Genomic DNA, 16,856 nt, shown 5'->3' with positions numbered 1-16,856 from the left:
ATTATTTAACCACCTTTACAACTGTTATAAAATCTTCAAAAGTACTAGGTGCATTTTTAAGAATTTCATCTTTTGATAAAGTTTTTGTTTCTTCATCTTCTCTCAAGTCATTTATAAAAATTTCAAAGGGATAATGAAGTTCTTCAACATTATCAGTATTAACTAGTAAAACTTTTTCAAATTTCTTTAATATACTATTTTCATATTTCAAAATATTTTGCAATTCTTTTTCTGATAAATCTAACATAGCATCATCTTGAAGCTCTTTTAATAATTCTAAATTAATTGTCATGTCTATTCTCCTATCATTTCTAAAAAATCTTCTTCTGATAAAATATTAATTCCCAACTTTTGAGCTTTTTCTAATTTACTTCCAGCCTCATTTCCTGCTAATAAAAAATCAGTTTTTTTACTTACTGTATCAATAACTTTTGCACCATACTCTTCAAGTAAATCTTTGAAATAATTTCTTGGTCTGCTCAATGTTCCTGTTATAACAAAGCTTTTCAATGTTATTTTATCATTATTTTTAGTACCTTCATTACCCAAATATTGCATATTAATTTTAAGTTTTTTTAGTTCTTCAATTAATTCTCTATTTTGTTTAATTTCAAATCAATCACAAACTGATTTAGCAACTATTGGTCCAACATCATTAACTTGTTCTAATTGATCAAAAGTTATTGAAGATATCATATCTATATTTTTAAAATTAAGTGATAATGTTTTTGCAGTTTTTTTACCAACATGTCTGATTCCTAAACCAAAAAATAATTTTTCTAAGGAATTTGTTTTTGAGGCCTCTATTGACTCTAACAAGTTATTAACAGATTTTTCACCCATCTTATCTAGTTCTATTAATTGATCTTTATATTTATGTAATTTATAAATATCAGAAACTGTATTGACAAATTTATTATCAAAAAGCTTTTCAATAATTTTTATGCTTAACCCCTCAATATTCATAGCATCTCTTGAAACAAAGTGTTCCAATCCTCTAACGATTTTTCTTGGGCATTGAGAGTTTATACAATATTGATCAACTTCACCATATACTCTTTCCAGTATTGAGTCACATTGTGGACAGTTTTTTTCTTCACTTCATTTTTCTAAAGAATTATAATTATCATCTTGTATTGGTGAAATTACTTCTGGGATTATATCACCAGCTTTTTTTACTTTTACTTCTCCACCAACTCTAATATCTCGTTGAATAATAAAATCTGCATTATGAAGTGTTGCTGCTTGTACTGTTGTTCCTGCAATTTGAACAGGTTCCAAAGCAGCATTATATGTAATTCTTCCTGTTCGTCCAACAGTTGCAAAAATATTTTTTAATTTAGTTTGCTTAGTTTCAGCAGGAAACTTAAAAGCTATAGCTCACTTTGGAGACTTTGCCGTATATCCTACTTTTTCGTATAGATCGAAATCATTTATTTTAACTACAACACCATCTATTTCATATTGTAATTTTTCTCTTTGTGAAAGAATAAATTGAATGTGGTTGTATACTTCTTCAATGCTGTTACAAATTTTACCCAAACTATTTATTTTAAAATTCATTGTTTTTAAATAGTTTAAAGAATCACTGTGAGTATAAAATTTTTCTCTATCCATAAAGTAATACAAAAATGCATCAAGTTTTCTTGAAGAAGCAATGCTTGAATCAAGTTGTCTTAAAGTTCCTGCTGCAGCATTTCTTGGATTTGCAAAAATCTCTTCATCATTTAATAATCTTTGCTTGTTTAATTTTTCAAACTCAGTTTTAGATAGGAAAACTTCTCCTCTAATTTCTACATAATCATTTTTATCTGATATTGAAAGAGGAATACTTTTTATTGTTTTAACATTTGAAGTAACATCCTCACCATAAATTCCATCTCCTCTAGTAACACCTTTAAACAAATTTCCATTTTTATATATTAATGAAATTGATAATCCATCTATTTTGGGTTCTACAAAAAAATTGAATTTTTTATTTTCAATCTCTTTTATGATTTGATCATTAAAATTTTCTAAATCACCTTTATTAAATGCATTAGCCAAACTTAACATTGGTTGCTTATGTTTATATTTTTCAAACTTATCTATAACAATTCCTCCAACTTTTTGCGTAGGAGAATCTGATGTAATCAATTCAGGATATTCTACTTCTAATTTTATTAATTCATTTAAACTTTTGTCATATTCTGAGTCATCAACTAAAGGCTCATCCAATACATAATAAGCATGACCTCACTTATTTAAATTCTCTTTTAATTTTCCAATTTTTTCTAAAATTTTTTTCATTAAAATGCCTCCTATTAAAAATTCACTCTTGAATATTTTTTTATAATTACTACATCATTTATTTCTTCAATTGTTTTCTTTGTTCTTATAGCATAAGGTAAAGTATTTATAAATGTAAATAACAAGACTATTAAAACCATTCCATTTGTTTCAAACATTTTTGGATAAAATGTACTTATAAATCTTACAGAAATTGGATTATAGAACGTTAAATAACTAATTAAAAATAAATCAATAGAATTAGTTATTAAATCATACTTAATTTTTTTTCTAAAGAAAACTCATATAAATGAGCAAGTCAGTAAAGTCATTGATATTATAAAAGTTAAAAAATGTTTTGCGATATCATTCTTTATTAAAGAAGTTCATATGTAAATTATATTTAGAGAGTTATACGCTTCAGATAAAATATTTTCATTAAAAGCTAAAATAAATCCTGTTGATATCATCATAAAAAATAAAGGTACAAGTAAAACAGTGAATAGACTTCTTGTTTCTAAAAAAGTTTCAAATTTCACAACAAAAGAGTATCTCCTATTCATCAAGTAAGAAGCTAGTAACATAACTAAAAGTATAAATCCAAAAATAATAACTTGCAGATATAAGCTTAAAATAATATTATAAAATATGAATCCTATCATTGGAAATATTGCAATTTTTAAAATATCTTTTGTAAAGTTTTGATTAAATCTTCTTTGAATTGTAAAAATAAATGCATACAATAAGAATAATATTTGATAGGAACTATCTCAAGAAAAAGATATATATCCCCCTAATACAAATCCTATAAAAATTGGACTATACCTTTCCCTAACATTAGCTGTTGTATATCTTAATAATAATGTCGCTGCATAAAATATTAAATAGAGAAGAATCATATCACCTGTAAAAATGGAATAATCCAATCACCAAAAAATTATTCTTGTAATTATAAATGTAATAAAGCTAATAATGAAAACAGTTATTCTATTATTTATTTTCATTTTTGGAGTAAAAGATTCATAAAATAAGAATAATATTGAAGTAATTATAAAAGCATCTAAAATAATTAATAATGGAACAATTAAATCTTTATACTGATATGGCTCAATATTTACCATCATTATTACTGAAAGTTGAAAAGTATATCAACCCTGAAACGGCTTAAATCCAAGAAAGTTAAATAAGGTTGAATCATTAAAAAATGATACAGGGTTATCTTTTAATCAATACAAAATAGCCAAAGTATTTTTATGTCTACTAAAATTTTCTCTTGAAATATAGCTAATTGATGCATAATCAATAGCTATAAAAATAACAACTACCACTAAAAATATTAGTGAGTCAATTTTTAAAAAATTAGTGTTTAATCAAAACTTTATAAAAATAAAACAAAATAGAAGATAAATTAAAGAAATTGCAAATGTATAATACACAAAGAAAACATAAGGAAGAACTGATATTAATTGTAATGGAAAAGTGAATACTGATATAAAAGTAAAATAACTAAAAAAACCTGTAGCTATTGCTACAAAGTGATTCTTAATCTTAAATTTAAAAAATTCAATGAATATTAAGCCTGATGTATAAAACATAAACAAATATAACATTGATATTCCTATTGCAATAAATATTGAAGAACTTATCATATTTTCACCTTTATAAATTATAGCACCTAGAAAGTGCTTAAAGATTCTTAAAAACTAAATAAAAAAATTGATTATATCAATTTTATTTTCCTTTTAGGACATAAATATTTTCATTTTTTGGATTAACATTAATTACTGTTGATTCATTAATTAATGAAGAACTAACTGTTGTATCTTCAATACCATACATAGCATGAGAAATTAGATTTCCTTTATCAACAATTTCATCTACATCTATTCCATATTCTTCTAAGTTTTTCTTTCTTAATTGAGAGTTTTTTCTTAAAAGAGTTTTTTGAATAATTGGAAGATTTCTTATAATACCATTAAATAGTTTAGCATTAAGAATATATGAGAATAAAATTAGAATAAAAATTGTTGAGAATATTGTTCCAAAGAATAAACCAATTAGTGGAGCAATATGAGCTCCTTCTCCTGTAGCACTTCTAATATCTAAGTATTTACTAATTAAAAATGCATTTAATAAAACAGCAATAAATGTAGGAACAATCAGTATTAAGAAATTATTTATAACATATTTTTTATTAGAATTATAAGTGACATACTTTCAAACATAAATTCATAAATAACAATATCTAATAATTAAGCAAAGTAACTTAATCAAATACATACTAACAACACCAATAACTAAACTATTAATTCCCCCAACACCAGCTGTAACTAATATAAATGGCACCAGAACAGCTGTAATTATATAAACAACACCAATAATGTTTTGAAATTTTGAAACTTCACCATATCTTCCTTTTGCCTGAATTAAAGTCATTTGACTGTCACAAAGAATTGAAAATGCAGTAACTGCAGCATAAAGCATTGAAAAATTTGGTGTATAAAACATAAATTCAAAGGCCTTTGTACTTGGGTTGGTTGGATCAGTTAAAGTAATGTTTTTACCATAAAGTGCACTAACAAAATAAGGAGATAATATAGACATATTAATAAATGTAAAAGCAGCTATTAAATAACTATAAAGTTCATATTTTGCATAACTATTTCAATTAATTCTTCCTCTTTTTGCAACTAATGTAACAAAAAATTCTCTAAAAGATACAATAAAATTTGTCATTATTAATCTAACATTTAGAGCAACAACTAAATAAAGTGAGAGCGTTGATGAAACATTTAGACCAAAAATTACTGAAGCTATGGCAATATCTGAATTTAATAATAATGTTGAACCTAAGTTAGATCAAGTTATTTTTGAAGTTGTTGTATTTAATTTAAAACTATTAAAATCTCTATAATATTTTAATCATAAATATTTTTTTCTAACATATAAATATATTAATAATCCCTTTACAGGAGAGTAGAGCAATATAGGAATAAATGCTATTACTGGATTATTAGCATTTGCCAATAAATAAAAAGTTAATCCATTTACTAAAATATCTGTAAAAAGAATTGTTATTCTTCTTATAACATTTTTATTATCCGCTATAATTATAGTTTCATAAACACTAAATCAATAAGCAGAAACAAAGTTTTTTGACCCAAAGATTAAAGCAATAATCATTAATTGTCAATATGGGGCAAATTTTTCATCAGTTAAATTTAAACCAATATTAGTTCAACTATTCGAATCAAAAATGCTACTATCTTGTGCATTTACTCCTGCATATAATGGATAGGCAAGTGCAGTTATAGTAACTAAGACTAGTCCAACAATAGCTGATCTTCTAAAACTCTTTTTTGCTGTTGAGTAAATCTCATTTGCACTAATTCAATCATTAGTTACTAACGGTTTTACAAGTAAAATTGAAGCAGCTATCCCTAAGGCTCCCTCTGCTGTTGCAATAATTGCAGAGAATGATGTTACTAAACGCACAAACCCATTAAATTCAGTTCCAAATTTTTCTAAAACTCAGTACATTGTTAAAAATTGAATTATTGCATTTAGAGTAGAAATTGTTGTACCAACAATAACACTAAAAATACCTTGTCTTGTAGATAACATCTCAAACCTCCTAATATATTATTTTAATTTTAACATTAAAAGCTATATTTTGATTTGTATTCATTACCATTTAAATACTCTAAATGACCTTCAAAATTATTAAAAACTATCTTATAGGCAATTAAATCAATTTCTCTTAGATGACTTCTCTTCCCACCATATCTGAAATCCTTACATATTGGAGATTTATAAAAATTGCAAACAGCTCTAATTTGGTGTTTTCTACCTGTTAATATTTGAATTTCATATATATTATTTTTTTCATCAATTAATTTATTTACTTGTTCAACCTTTTTAGCATTGTTAAATTTATCGATTCTAAATTTTGCCTTTTGATTATCATTATCATATTTAATATATCCTGATATTTTTCCTGTGTGCAAATTATCATTTTCTGTTTTTGCTAAATAAAGTTTTTTAATTTTAGTTTTATTATTTAACTCATTTAAAAGAATATCTAAAGTAATTTTATTTTTTGCATAAATGACTAAACCTTTTGTTAGTTTGTCAATTCTATGAACATGACTAATGACAAAACTATTTTCCAAATCTGGATCATATTCATTTTTATTTTTCAAATAGCTTTTTACCATTTGATCCAAATTTATATTCACTGGTGAATGCACTTCAAGATTAGCTGGTTTATCTACAATTACAATATTTTTATCTTCATAAACTATTTCCAATTCAGAAAAGTCTACTTCCAAAAACTGATCTCTTTTCTCAGTTTCGCTACTATCATAAATTTTGACTTCATCATTTAATTTTATTTTTTGTTTTGTATCTTTAATTTTAACATCATTAATTTTGATTTTTCCTTTTCTAAATCATTTATAAATAATAGATAAATTAGTAGATTTAAAATTTTTTTTAATAAAATTAAAGGCTGTTTGATCTACATCGTTTTGATTAACTTTTATTATTGTCATAAGTAACCTCTTTTTTTCTGTTTTTAAATAATAAATAAGATTAGAATAAATGCTAATAAGTTATTTAGCAAGTGCACTATTCATGAGAAAGTCATATTTCCTTTAGTAAATAAAAATACTCCTGATAATATAAAACCCGCTGAAGAATAACTAAGAATATGTTGAAAATCAAAGGCAGATCCATAGTGAACGAAACCGAAAAACATTGCACTTCCTACAAAACCTAATCATCTATTTGAAGCATTTAAATTAAAACAATTTCTCAAACATAATTCTTCACAAAATGGAGCAACAATTACAGTAAGTATAAATAATAAGATAATATATGTTATTTTAATTGACTTATCACTATCTCTCAGTATACCAATTAATTTTTTTTGATTCTCACTTTCTGAAGCTCCAATTAAATTTGTCTCAATTAAATTTAAAAATATAAAAGTTGAAACAAAATACAATATTACTGTACCTGCAAATCCTATTATAATAATCTCTTTTCATTTATTTTTTAAAGTTTCTTTAAATCTTTTAAATATTTTTCTATCATAAAATATAGCTAAAATTATAATTATAACCTCTGTTAAAATCATAGTCAGAATTGAAGAAAAGGCAGATATTAATTCTTCATCATTATTTAAAGCCGAATTAATTAAAAGCATTATAAGCCCAGTAAAAATAAAAACAATCTGCGGGCCTATAATTAGTAGATAAATTCAAAAATAACCACCTTTAAAAAATCCAGGTCCATTTCTTAAAATATTAAAAACCATTCCAATAATAACTGATATTAAGTATAAAAGAGCAAAAACTTCCTTATTATTATTACCAAACAGAGCAATAAATAGAGACAAAATAAATGGAACTATTAGTACGGAAGTTATAAAAATCATTCCATCAGTTTTATAATTTAATATATCAAATCTAAATTTTGTCTCTTCGCTTAAACTAAAGTGCTTATCTCTAAATTTATTTACCTTTTCTTTCATTAAATCACCTTTTTAATTTTACTCCAAAAAGCTTCTAAAAAAATAAAAAACCCTAACTAATAGGGTCTTTTAAATATTTTGTACTGTTCCTTTTTTTCGGACACCTATATTTTATAACTAACTCTATTATTATTATAAAAATATTGATACATTTTCAAATTATAAATATATTCATTTACAACATTGTATTTATATCCTTCCTTAATTGCTTCTCTTTTAAGAGTACTTCAAAAACCTTCAATATATCCATTGTCCGTTGATCTACCAATTCTAGACATACTTAAGCCAAAACCAAATCACATTGTAGCTAAGCGATATTGATAAGATTTAAATTCTGAGCCATTATCAGAGTGAATAATTGAGTTTGGTTTAAAAGTTCCAAACTCATTAACCATATTAAAAAATGACTCTAATACTAATTTCATACCTTTAATATTTTTAGTTACCAAACCATAAACTTTTTTAGTGTTTACATGATAAAAAGCACAAGTATATAGTTTGCATCCTGCTATTATTTTCTCTGTAATATCTACAGAGAAAATATCTCCATATTTTTTCAAATCTGTTTGATATTTGAATAATCTAGGATACTTACCAATTTTTTCTGGAGTAACTGATTTATTCTTTTTTATTTTATAGTTATTAGGTTTTAACTTTAGAAACTTCATTATTCTCAGAATTTTTTTATGACTACAATTTAAATCTAAATACTTCAATAATCTTCTAGATCCATAGATTTTAACTTCATTTTTATAAACATCATTAATTCTCAAAACTAAATCTCAATTAATAGCCTTAATTTTTGGTTTACCTTTTGATATTCAATCATAGTAAGTACTTTTTGCTAGATCAATTAGTCTGCAAAGTCTTCTAATTGCAATATTTGGGTATTTAATTGTAAAGTTATAAACTACTTTTGATTTAAATGTGTTTAACTCTCACTTATTTACTTCTTTCTATCAATCATTTCTCTTAATTCTTTAAACATTTCATCTCTTAATTTGAAATCTTCACTCTCTCTTTTTGATTTTTTAAGCTCTTTTTTTAAATTTATAATCTCCTCATTATTGGCTTTAAAGGACTTTTTAAATCCATTTCTTCCATTTTCATCATAAATTTTTATTCAGTTTTTTAATCTTGATTTATCAATTCCTACTGCTTTTGAATACTGCGTTAATAATAAATTGGATTTATAAAAATTTAATACTAATTCAATTTTTTGATTTATTGAATACTTAGTCAAAATAAAACCTCTCTTCGTTCACAAATATTTTATATCAATATATAAAGTATTTTTAAAATGTGTCCGAAAAAAGGTTACACTACATCTTTTAAATATTTAAATTACTTAACTTCAATTATTAAATCACCTTTTTTTACTTTACCACTTTTTAAAACTTCATATTTTCTTCCACTCATAGAATCAGTTGTAAAAATTAATGGTGTATTCATTGAAGGTACTTTTTTAGATACCTTTGCCATATCTACGTTTACTAATAATTCTCCAGCTTTAATATTTGATCCTTGTTTTACTTTAATATCAAATCCTTCACCATTTAGTGAAACTGTATCTAAACCAATGTGCAACAATATTTCAACTCCATTCGAGTTTGCAATACCATATGCATGACCACTTGGAAAAACTGTTACAAGTTTTCCATCTATTGGTGCAACAAATTCTCCATTATCAGGAATAAATGCTATTCCATCTCCAAGCATTTTTTCTGAAAATACTTCATCTTCTACTTTTGATAGGTCAATAATTTCACCATCAACTGGTGCAAAAACTTCTAACTTTTTATTTTTTGTGAATAATCCCATAATTTACCTTCTCCTTAAAGATTATTTTACAATAAAAAAAATGTTATTATTATATTTTTAAATAAAAAAAATAATTCTTATGAATTACTTGTTTTTCATTGCTTCTTTAACTAATTTTAAAACCTCAGAAGAAGTTTCACATTCCAAAGCTTTATCCGCTAATTGTTTTACTTCTTTTAAAGTTAATTTTGACATAATGCTTCTAGCCTTTAAAATACTTGTTGCTGACATTGAATACGCATCAAGTCCTAAACCCATTAATAAGGGAAGAGCATCTGGTTCTCCTGCCATTTCTCCACACATTCCAGCTCATTTTCCATGTTTGTGTGCACCATCAATTGTCATTTTTAATAATCTTAAAATTGAGGGATTATATGGTTGATATAAGTATGTAACATTTTCACTCATTCTATCAGCTGCCATTGCATATTGAATTAAATCATTTGTTCCTACTGAGAAGAAGTCTGCATGTTTAGCAAAATTTTCAGCATTGACTGCTGCTGCTGGAATTTCAACCATCATTCCAATTTGTAAATCCTTTCCAACTTTAATTCCTTCTTTTTTTAATTCTGCTTTACATTCTAATGTAAATTTTTTTGCAGCTAAAAATTCATCAATTGTTGCTATCATTGGAAACATTATTCCTACTGGACCAAAAGCACTAGCTCGTAGTAAAGCTCTTATTTGATCTCTAAAAATATCTTTTCTATCTAAAGTAAATCTAATTGCACGGTATCCTAAAAATGGGTTCATTTCGTGTGGGAATGAGAAGTATGATAACTTTTTATCGCCACCAATATCTAAAGTCCTAATAATAGTGATTTTGCCCTTCATATCTTCAACAACTTTTTTATATGAAACAAATTGCTCTTCTTCTGTTGGAAAATGATCATTGTCCATGTATAAGAATTCACTTCTAAATAAACCTATTCCTTCTCCACCATTTTCAAGAACAGATTCTACATCCTTAGGACTTCCAATATTTCCCTCTAAAATAAAGCCCTCAAAGCCATCTTTAGTTAAAGTTGGCTTATCTTTTAATTTTTTTAATTCTTCTTTTTCTTTTTCAAAGCTTTCCGCCAATTTTTTTCATTGATTTTTATCTGATGGATTAATTTCAATATCACCAGTTTCACCATTTATTGCTAAAATATCTTTATCCTTCACGTCACGTAAAATAGTTTTTAAACCTAAAACTGCAGGAATTTCTAAACTTCTTGCCATAATAGCAGCATGACTAGTTCTTCCTCCAATATTACATGCAAAACCCTTTACAAATTTTGGATTTAATTGTGCAGTTTGAGATGGAGTTAAATCTTCAGCAACAATAATAACTTCTTCACTAATTGTTGCTAAATCTGCTACAGGGAGATTTAAAACATATCTAATTAATCTTTCAGTTACATCTTTAATATCTGCAGCTCTTTCTTTAAAATATTCATCATCCATTGCTTCGAACATGGCCATATACTTATCGGTTACTTCTTTAATAGCTTTTGCAGCATTATAATTTTTATCCTTAATTAAAGTTGTAAATTCTTCTGCCATTGCTGGATCTTCCAATATTGAAGCATGAGCTTCAAAAATAGCTGCCTTTTCTTCCCCTAGTTTTTCTTTTGCAACTACTTGCAAATTTTCTAAATCAACTTTAGCTTTTGCAATTGATGAAGTTACAAGAGTTAATTCCGATTCAATATTTTTTGGTATTACATCTGAGATAATTATTGGTTGCTCATCTAATATATAGACCTTAGCGATTGATATACCATTACTTGCACCAATTCCTGACATTTTTTTAGACATTAAAATCTCTCCTTTAAAACAAATATATTATAACAAATATTGCATATATAGAGTGTAAACAGAATATAAAAAACAACTAATTATTAGTTGTTTCTAACTTTTTTGATTTTTTATTTCTGATTTTTTCAATTATTTCCTTATTGACCTTATATGTTACTTTTTTTTCTACATAAATATTGTAACAGCTCATAATTATAAAAATTGTTGCAACAATAAACATTAATGCTTGTTTCAATTTTCCTAATCTTGCCTTTTGCAAAACTTGTTCAGTAATCTTCCCATATGCATCAATTCATTGAACATAGGCTACCATATAATTTATTGTACCAATTAATAAGAAAAATGAGACTATTAAAATAATTGATGCACTCGCAATCCTTCTAGTACCACCAGTTTTTTTTAATAAATTAAAGTGATTTAAAGTAAGTAAAAGAAGAAAAAAGAATCAACCAAAATAACTTCAAAGATTTTGATATGTAAATAAAATAAAAGTATAATCAAAATCTCATAAAATTTTAGCCTCATAATTCTCTATTTGTTTTTGTGCAAAATAAATTGAACCCTCCTTTTTACCAATTAGATTTAATTTTATAAGGTTTCCACTTTCAGTTTCAAATACCATAGGCATAAAAAATAATATAAGAATTGAAAGTAAAGACAAAATTAAATATAAAATAAATGTAGTTTTTCAATTATTTTTTGCATTAAAAATATTTTTAATTTTTATCATTTTATTCTTCTCCCTTATCTACTTCATATAAATCCTTAAATAAACCTTCTTTTTTTATTAACTCGTTAAAGGTTCCAACTTGTGCAATCTTTTTAAATGAGTCTAATACAAAAATTTTGTCATAATTTTTAATTGTAGTTAACCTATGTGCTATTGTTATTGTAGTTTTTCCTACTATTAATTTATCCAGTTCAATAGATATTTCCTTTTCAACCAGATTATCTAAAGCACTTGTAGCTTCATCTAAAATAATTAAGCTTGGATTCTTTAAAAAAGTTCTTGCTATAACAAGTCTTTGTTTTTGACCACCTGATAATTGTTTTCCTCTTTCAAATAAAAATGTATCATACTGATTTTCTCAACTTATTATTAAATCATGAAGTTTGGCTTTTTGACAAGCTTCTATTATTTCATCATCAGTGGCATCATTTTTAACATAGAGTAAATTTTCTTTAATAGTTCCTGAAAGAATTTGTGGTTCTTGATCTACATAACCAATATTTTGAAGTCAGTTTTTTAAATCTATATCCTTTAATTCCATATCACCATTTATTTTGATTGAACCTTCATAATTTTCATAAAATCTTAAAAGTAATCTTGTAACTGTGGATTTACCACATCCTGACGGTCCAACAAAAGCATATGATTTTCCTTTTTCAAAACTTATTGATAAATTGTTAAGAATATTATTCTCAGTAGAAGTTGGATAAGCAAAAGAAACATTTTCAAAAACAATGCTTTCTATTTCTTTTTTTTCAATAAATTTAGGTTCTTTAATATCAACTATGTTGTCTTCATTATTTACAATACTTGCAATATTTTGAGATGATTTATTTGTTGAGCTGATACTTTGGAGAATTGTATTTAATTGAAATATTGGAGTTACCATAACAAAAATACCTGCAGTAAATGTAGAAAAAACAGTTATTAATTTACTTGTATCTGAAGCATAAATGAAAACTCCAAAAACTATTGATGATAAAGTTAGACATCCTACAGCTCCAATTATAATTCCCGGGATTATAGATATTGCAAAATTTAATTTTTTATTATACTTATTTTGCTTTTCATTTTCTTCACTAAAATGTTCAATTTCTTTTTCTCATGTTCCTGTTGATTTAATTAATCTTATTGCAGATATTTTTTCAGTAATCTCAGAGTCACTTTTTGATTTGGCCTCCATACTTTTTTTTACTGGTTTTGCAATAAGTAAAACTACAAATAAAGCAATTAACATTACTACTAGTATTAAGCTAAACATTAATATTGAAATTAATTTATCAATGTAAACTAGCATTGCTGTAGATCCAATTGTTGAAAAAACTATAAATAATAAAATTATTGGAGCAACTTTTAATTGCTCAGAAATATTTTTGCAATCTTTAACTATTGTTTCAGTGATTTTACCCTGAGAGTTTTTATTATAAAAGTCTACATTTTTTGTTAATAATGACTTAATTAATTTATTTTTTAAATCAGTTTGAGCTTCCTCACTGATAATTCCACAAAAACAATAAGCTATATACATACAAATTATTACAAATACTATTGTTGCCAAAAGAATATATACTCATTGAATTTTTGTAATAGAAAGTCCGAAAAAGATAGCAACCACATTTTTACCATCATAGCTTAAATAATCAAAATAAAATTTTTGTAAAATATTATTAATAAGTTCTTTTGGCATTTTCAAATCATTACTTAGAATAAATTTTTCAATTTCTTGAAAAATCTCTTTTTGATCCTCTTCAATAAATGGAATTAGACCTTTTATAATTTCAGATAATAATTCTTTATTATTTAAAGTCTCTATTAAAGACTCTCCAATTAGAATAGAAGTTATTTGTCTTGCTATTAGTATATTAAAAACAGAAAGACAAGAAACCAAAATTATAAAAGTTATTGCAAAAATAGATTTTAATTTATGTTTTTTTCAATAAAAAAACCAGAGTCCAAAAAAGCCTTTGCTTTTTTTAAATTCTGTTTTTTCTTTATATTCAATTAATGATTCATCATCTATGTATCTTACAAAAAAATCTTTATTCATTTACTTATTTTACCTTTTTATATTTTTGACTTTCTTGATCAAATTAAGTAAGCCAAATAGTTTAAACCAAATGATATTAATAAGTATATCAAATAAATTACCGGAACATTATAACCAACTTTTTTCTTTAAGTTAACTTTTGAAAAAATAGGACTTAAAGCATCATTACCTTCGTTTTTTCTTAAATCATATCTAGCCAAATCTTCATAGTTAGAATAACCTGTTGTTATTCCTGAATACGACAATACAGAAGAAGAGAACATTAGATCTTTATTTAAGGAACTCCCAAATAATTGACTATGCATCGTTGAAAAATGTTGAAAAATGTTAATATTATTTTTTAAAATAGACTCATTTGCCCAACTTTGATATGCTTTATAAGCTTCTTGAGGGTTTTTAAATTTATTTTTTTCTGATGCTGAACTAACATAATCTGCATTATAAAGTTCTCCTCTTCAGAACATATTATTTAGTCATGATTCTGTAATAATATTATTGATAATTATTAATTCAGGATATCTTAAGTAAACTTTATACATCTCATTATTTTCTTCTATATCATTATTAATAATTGAATTTGATAAGTGACTAAAATTACTTGCAAATACATAACTACTACCTTCAAAATTATCTCTTGTTGCTAACAAAGCAAATACATATTTAGAGTAAATTGAGTTTGTTCAATTTAATAGTGAACTATATTTTTTTGTTGCCTCTTGTTTTTTTAATCATTTAATTAATGGTGATAAATTATGAAATTCAGTTTCACTCTGATAATCAGATTTTAAATAACCCCCTTGATAACCAGGATTTGATATAGTAGGTTTATTATTGTCTGATTTCATACCTTCATAAACAGTTTGATAAATCTCATCTAAAATTTTAAAAATCTCTGTATTTTGCAAAATTTGTACTGGTTTTATTTCATCAGTCTCAATTTCTTCATCCTCTTCATAATAAAGGTTTGGCGCTCCCCCATATAATGCATTCATTAAATTACTATAAGGTTTTCCTTCTTGCTTACTCAAATTTGATAAATTATAATAACTAATATCTTCAGCATTTAAAGTTTCTAAATTCAAATTTTTTTGAACATCACTTAAAAATATTGAGTTCTCTTGATTAACTTTTGTGTCTATGAAAATTGAGTTAACCGCTTCATCATCTTTAAATGATTCATAAAATGATTTAGAAATATTTATTTTTAAATTTGTTTTCATAACCGAAACATAATTAAGTGGCTTTGAAAATTCTATGATTGATGGTATTGAAGTAAACATTGAAGATAAACAAAGAATCATTGCAATCATTATATTTAACATTACACTTCAAGCAATAGAACAAATAATTGTTATTAAAAATACAATAGGACTTCAAGCAATAGTTAGAAAAAAATAAAATACACAGTTACTTAAAATAATGCCTGATATTAAATCGAATTTAAACACAATTGAAGAGGATATAATTATTTTTATAGCAGAATTTATAAGTGCTACTCCACCAACAAAGGTAATAAATACAAATCATCTTAATAAAAAGGATTTTTGAAATTTAATACCCGATCTTGTTTCAATATTTTGAATACCATCCTGCATTTGTTTTTTTATTAATTCTGTTGAAATTATAATCATAAATACTATAAAGAAGAATACCTCACATATAAATGAAATTGAGACAAAGATAACTCCTGTATTAACAGCATCCATTGGAGTTTTTAAAAAACTTGCTGCTGTTGAAGAAAAGATAAAAGTTACAATAATTGATATTATTGCTGTAGATAAAATTGCTCTATTTCTAATCAAACGTTTAAGATTGATAAGAAATAAAGTTCTAAAACCATTAAATTCTTTTGGTTTTTTAATTTTTGAAACTTCAATTTTAATTGCGTCCATATTAAACCACCATTTCCTTAATCATATAAATCTCTTTTAAAAGTTTTTCACCATTATTTTTTTCAGCCATTATCTCTTTATATAATTTGGCTATTGATTCAGTTTTATTATCAAAATCTTTTTCCAAAACAACTTCTCCTTCTTTTATGAAAACTACATAGTTTGCAACTTCTTGAAGTTCTTCTAAGATATGACTAGTAATTAAAATTGTCACTCCTATTTGAGAAAGTTCATGAAGAATATTCATAAAGGATAATTTTGCTTCAACATCAACATTTGCTGTTGGTTCATCAAAAACAATATATTCAGGTGTTCTTACAAGTACACTTGCCATAATAGCTCTTTTCTTTCAACCAGCACTTAAACTTTTAATTTTCTTATTTATATATGGTTCTAATGAAAGCATTTTAAAAACCTTATCAGCTTTTTCTTTCGCTATATTTTTAGATATATTATTAACTGCACAAATATATGCAACATAATCTTTTAATTTCATATTTAATGGAACACTATTCGAATCTGGAAAAAAAGCGATTCTTTGAAGATTTTGTTCTTCAAAAATACTTTTACCATCCATTAATATTTCACCTTGTTCTAATTTTAATTCTCCAAAAAGAGCTTTAATTGTTGTTGTTTTACCAGCACCATTATCACCTACAAAAGCTACTACTGATCCTTTTTTTATTGTAAAACTAACTTGGTTTATAACAAAACCACCTAGATCTCTTGTAATATTTTTTATTTCAATCATATTAAAGC

At 25.0% G+C, this 16,856-nt stretch carries 14 protein-coding genes; all 14 read right to left on the bottom strand.

Annotated elements, in window-relative coordinates; genetic code table 4:
* Nucleotide 1: 1 nt before the first annotated feature.
* The 14 genes from gatC to AACL15_RS00525 all read right to left on the bottom strand — a co-directional run bounded on the left by gatC (nucleotide 2) and on the right by AACL15_RS00525 (nucleotide 16,848).
* Nucleotides 2-292, bottom strand: a complete 291-nt coding sequence (gatC, locus tag AACL15_RS00590; protein WP_339029771.1) for an Asp-tRNA(Asn)/Glu-tRNA(Gln) amidotransferase subunit GatC — start codon at nucleotides 290-292, stop codon at nucleotides 2-4.
* A 2-nt stretch (nucleotides 293-294) separates the two neighbouring features.
* Entirely contained in the window at nucleotides 295-2,289 is a 1,995-nt protein-coding gene (gene ligA, locus AACL15_RS00585; RefSeq protein WP_339034342.1) for an NAD-dependent DNA ligase LigA, read from the bottom strand.
* A gap of 14 nt (nucleotides 2,290-2,303) precedes the next feature.
* Nucleotides 2,304-3,917 carry a hypothetical protein gene (locus tag AACL15_RS00580; RefSeq protein ID WP_339034340.1) on the bottom strand — a complete coding sequence of 538 codons (1,614 nt, stop codon included), beginning with the start codon at nucleotides 3,915-3,917 and terminating at the stop codon, nucleotides 2,304-2,306.
* Nucleotides 3,918-3,999: 82 nt separating this feature from the next.
* A complete protein-coding gene (locus AACL15_RS00575) occupies nucleotides 4,000-5,892 on the bottom strand; it encodes a hypothetical protein (RefSeq protein ID WP_339034338.1) in 1,893 nt (630 codons plus the stop codon).
* Nucleotides 5,893-5,927: 35 nt separating this feature from the next.
* On the bottom strand, nucleotides 5,928-6,821 hold the full coding sequence (locus AACL15_RS00570) for an RluA family pseudouridine synthase (protein ID WP_339034336.1): 894 nt from the start codon (nucleotides 6,819-6,821) through the stop codon (nucleotides 5,928-5,930).
* 23 nt (nucleotides 6,822-6,844) lie between these two features.
* Nucleotides 6,845-7,804 carry a CPBP family intramembrane glutamic endopeptidase gene (locus AACL15_RS00565; protein ID WP_339034335.1) on the bottom strand — a complete coding sequence of 320 codons (960 nt, stop codon included), beginning with the start codon at nucleotides 7,802-7,804 and terminating at the stop codon, nucleotides 6,845-6,847.
* Nucleotides 7,805-7,908: 104 nt separating this feature from the next.
* Nucleotides 7,909-8,577: a DDE-type integrase/transposase/recombinase gene (locus AACL15_RS00560; protein WP_339033475.1), complete on the bottom strand. Its 669-nt coding sequence runs from the start codon at nucleotides 8,575-8,577 to the stop codon at nucleotides 7,909-7,911.
* A 173-nt stretch (nucleotides 8,578-8,750) separates the two neighbouring features.
* A complete protein-coding gene (locus tag AACL15_RS00555; protein ID WP_339033477.1) occupies nucleotides 8,751-9,047 on the bottom strand; it encodes a hypothetical protein in 297 nt (98 codons plus the stop codon).
* 101 nt (nucleotides 9,048-9,148) lie between these two features.
* A complete protein-coding gene (locus AACL15_RS00550; RefSeq protein ID WP_339034334.1) occupies nucleotides 9,149-9,625 on the bottom strand; it encodes a PTS glucose transporter subunit IIA in 477 nt (158 codons plus the stop codon).
* Nucleotides 9,626-9,709: 84 nt separating this feature from the next.
* Nucleotides 9,710-11,428: a phosphoenolpyruvate--protein phosphotransferase gene (ptsP, locus tag AACL15_RS00545; protein ID WP_339034333.1), complete on the bottom strand. Its 1,719-nt coding sequence runs from the start codon at nucleotides 11,426-11,428 to the stop codon at nucleotides 9,710-9,712.
* Between the two features lie 76 nt (nucleotides 11,429-11,504).
* Nucleotides 11,505-12,158 (bottom strand): hypothetical protein, encoded by a 654-nt coding sequence (locus tag AACL15_RS00540; protein ID WP_339034332.1) that lies wholly within the window; start codon nucleotides 12,156-12,158, stop codon nucleotides 11,505-11,507.
* 1 nt (nucleotide 12,159) lies between these two features.
* Nucleotides 12,160-14,205 carry an ABC transporter ATP-binding protein gene (locus tag AACL15_RS00535; RefSeq protein ID WP_339034330.1) on the bottom strand — a complete coding sequence of 682 codons (2,046 nt, stop codon included), beginning with the start codon at nucleotides 14,203-14,205 and terminating at the stop codon, nucleotides 12,160-12,162.
* Nucleotides 14,206-14,222: 17 nt separating this feature from the next.
* A complete protein-coding gene (locus AACL15_RS00530) occupies nucleotides 14,223-16,097 on the bottom strand; it encodes a hypothetical protein (protein ID WP_339034329.1) in 1,875 nt (624 codons plus the stop codon).
* A gap of 1 nt (nucleotide 16,098) precedes the next feature.
* Nucleotides 16,099-16,848, bottom strand: coding sequence for an ABC transporter ATP-binding protein (locus AACL15_RS00525; RefSeq protein ID WP_339034328.1), 750 nt, complete (start codon nucleotides 16,846-16,848; stop codon nucleotides 16,099-16,101).
* Between the last annotated feature and the right edge of the window lie 8 nt (nucleotides 16,849-16,856).

It is taken from the genome of Spiroplasma endosymbiont of Cantharis rufa, from assembly GCF_964019665.1.
GTDB lineage: Bacteria > Bacillota_I > Bacilli_A > Mycoplasmatales > Mycoplasmataceae > Spiroplasma_A.
This window is presented reverse-complemented; position numbering and strand designations above follow the sequence as displayed.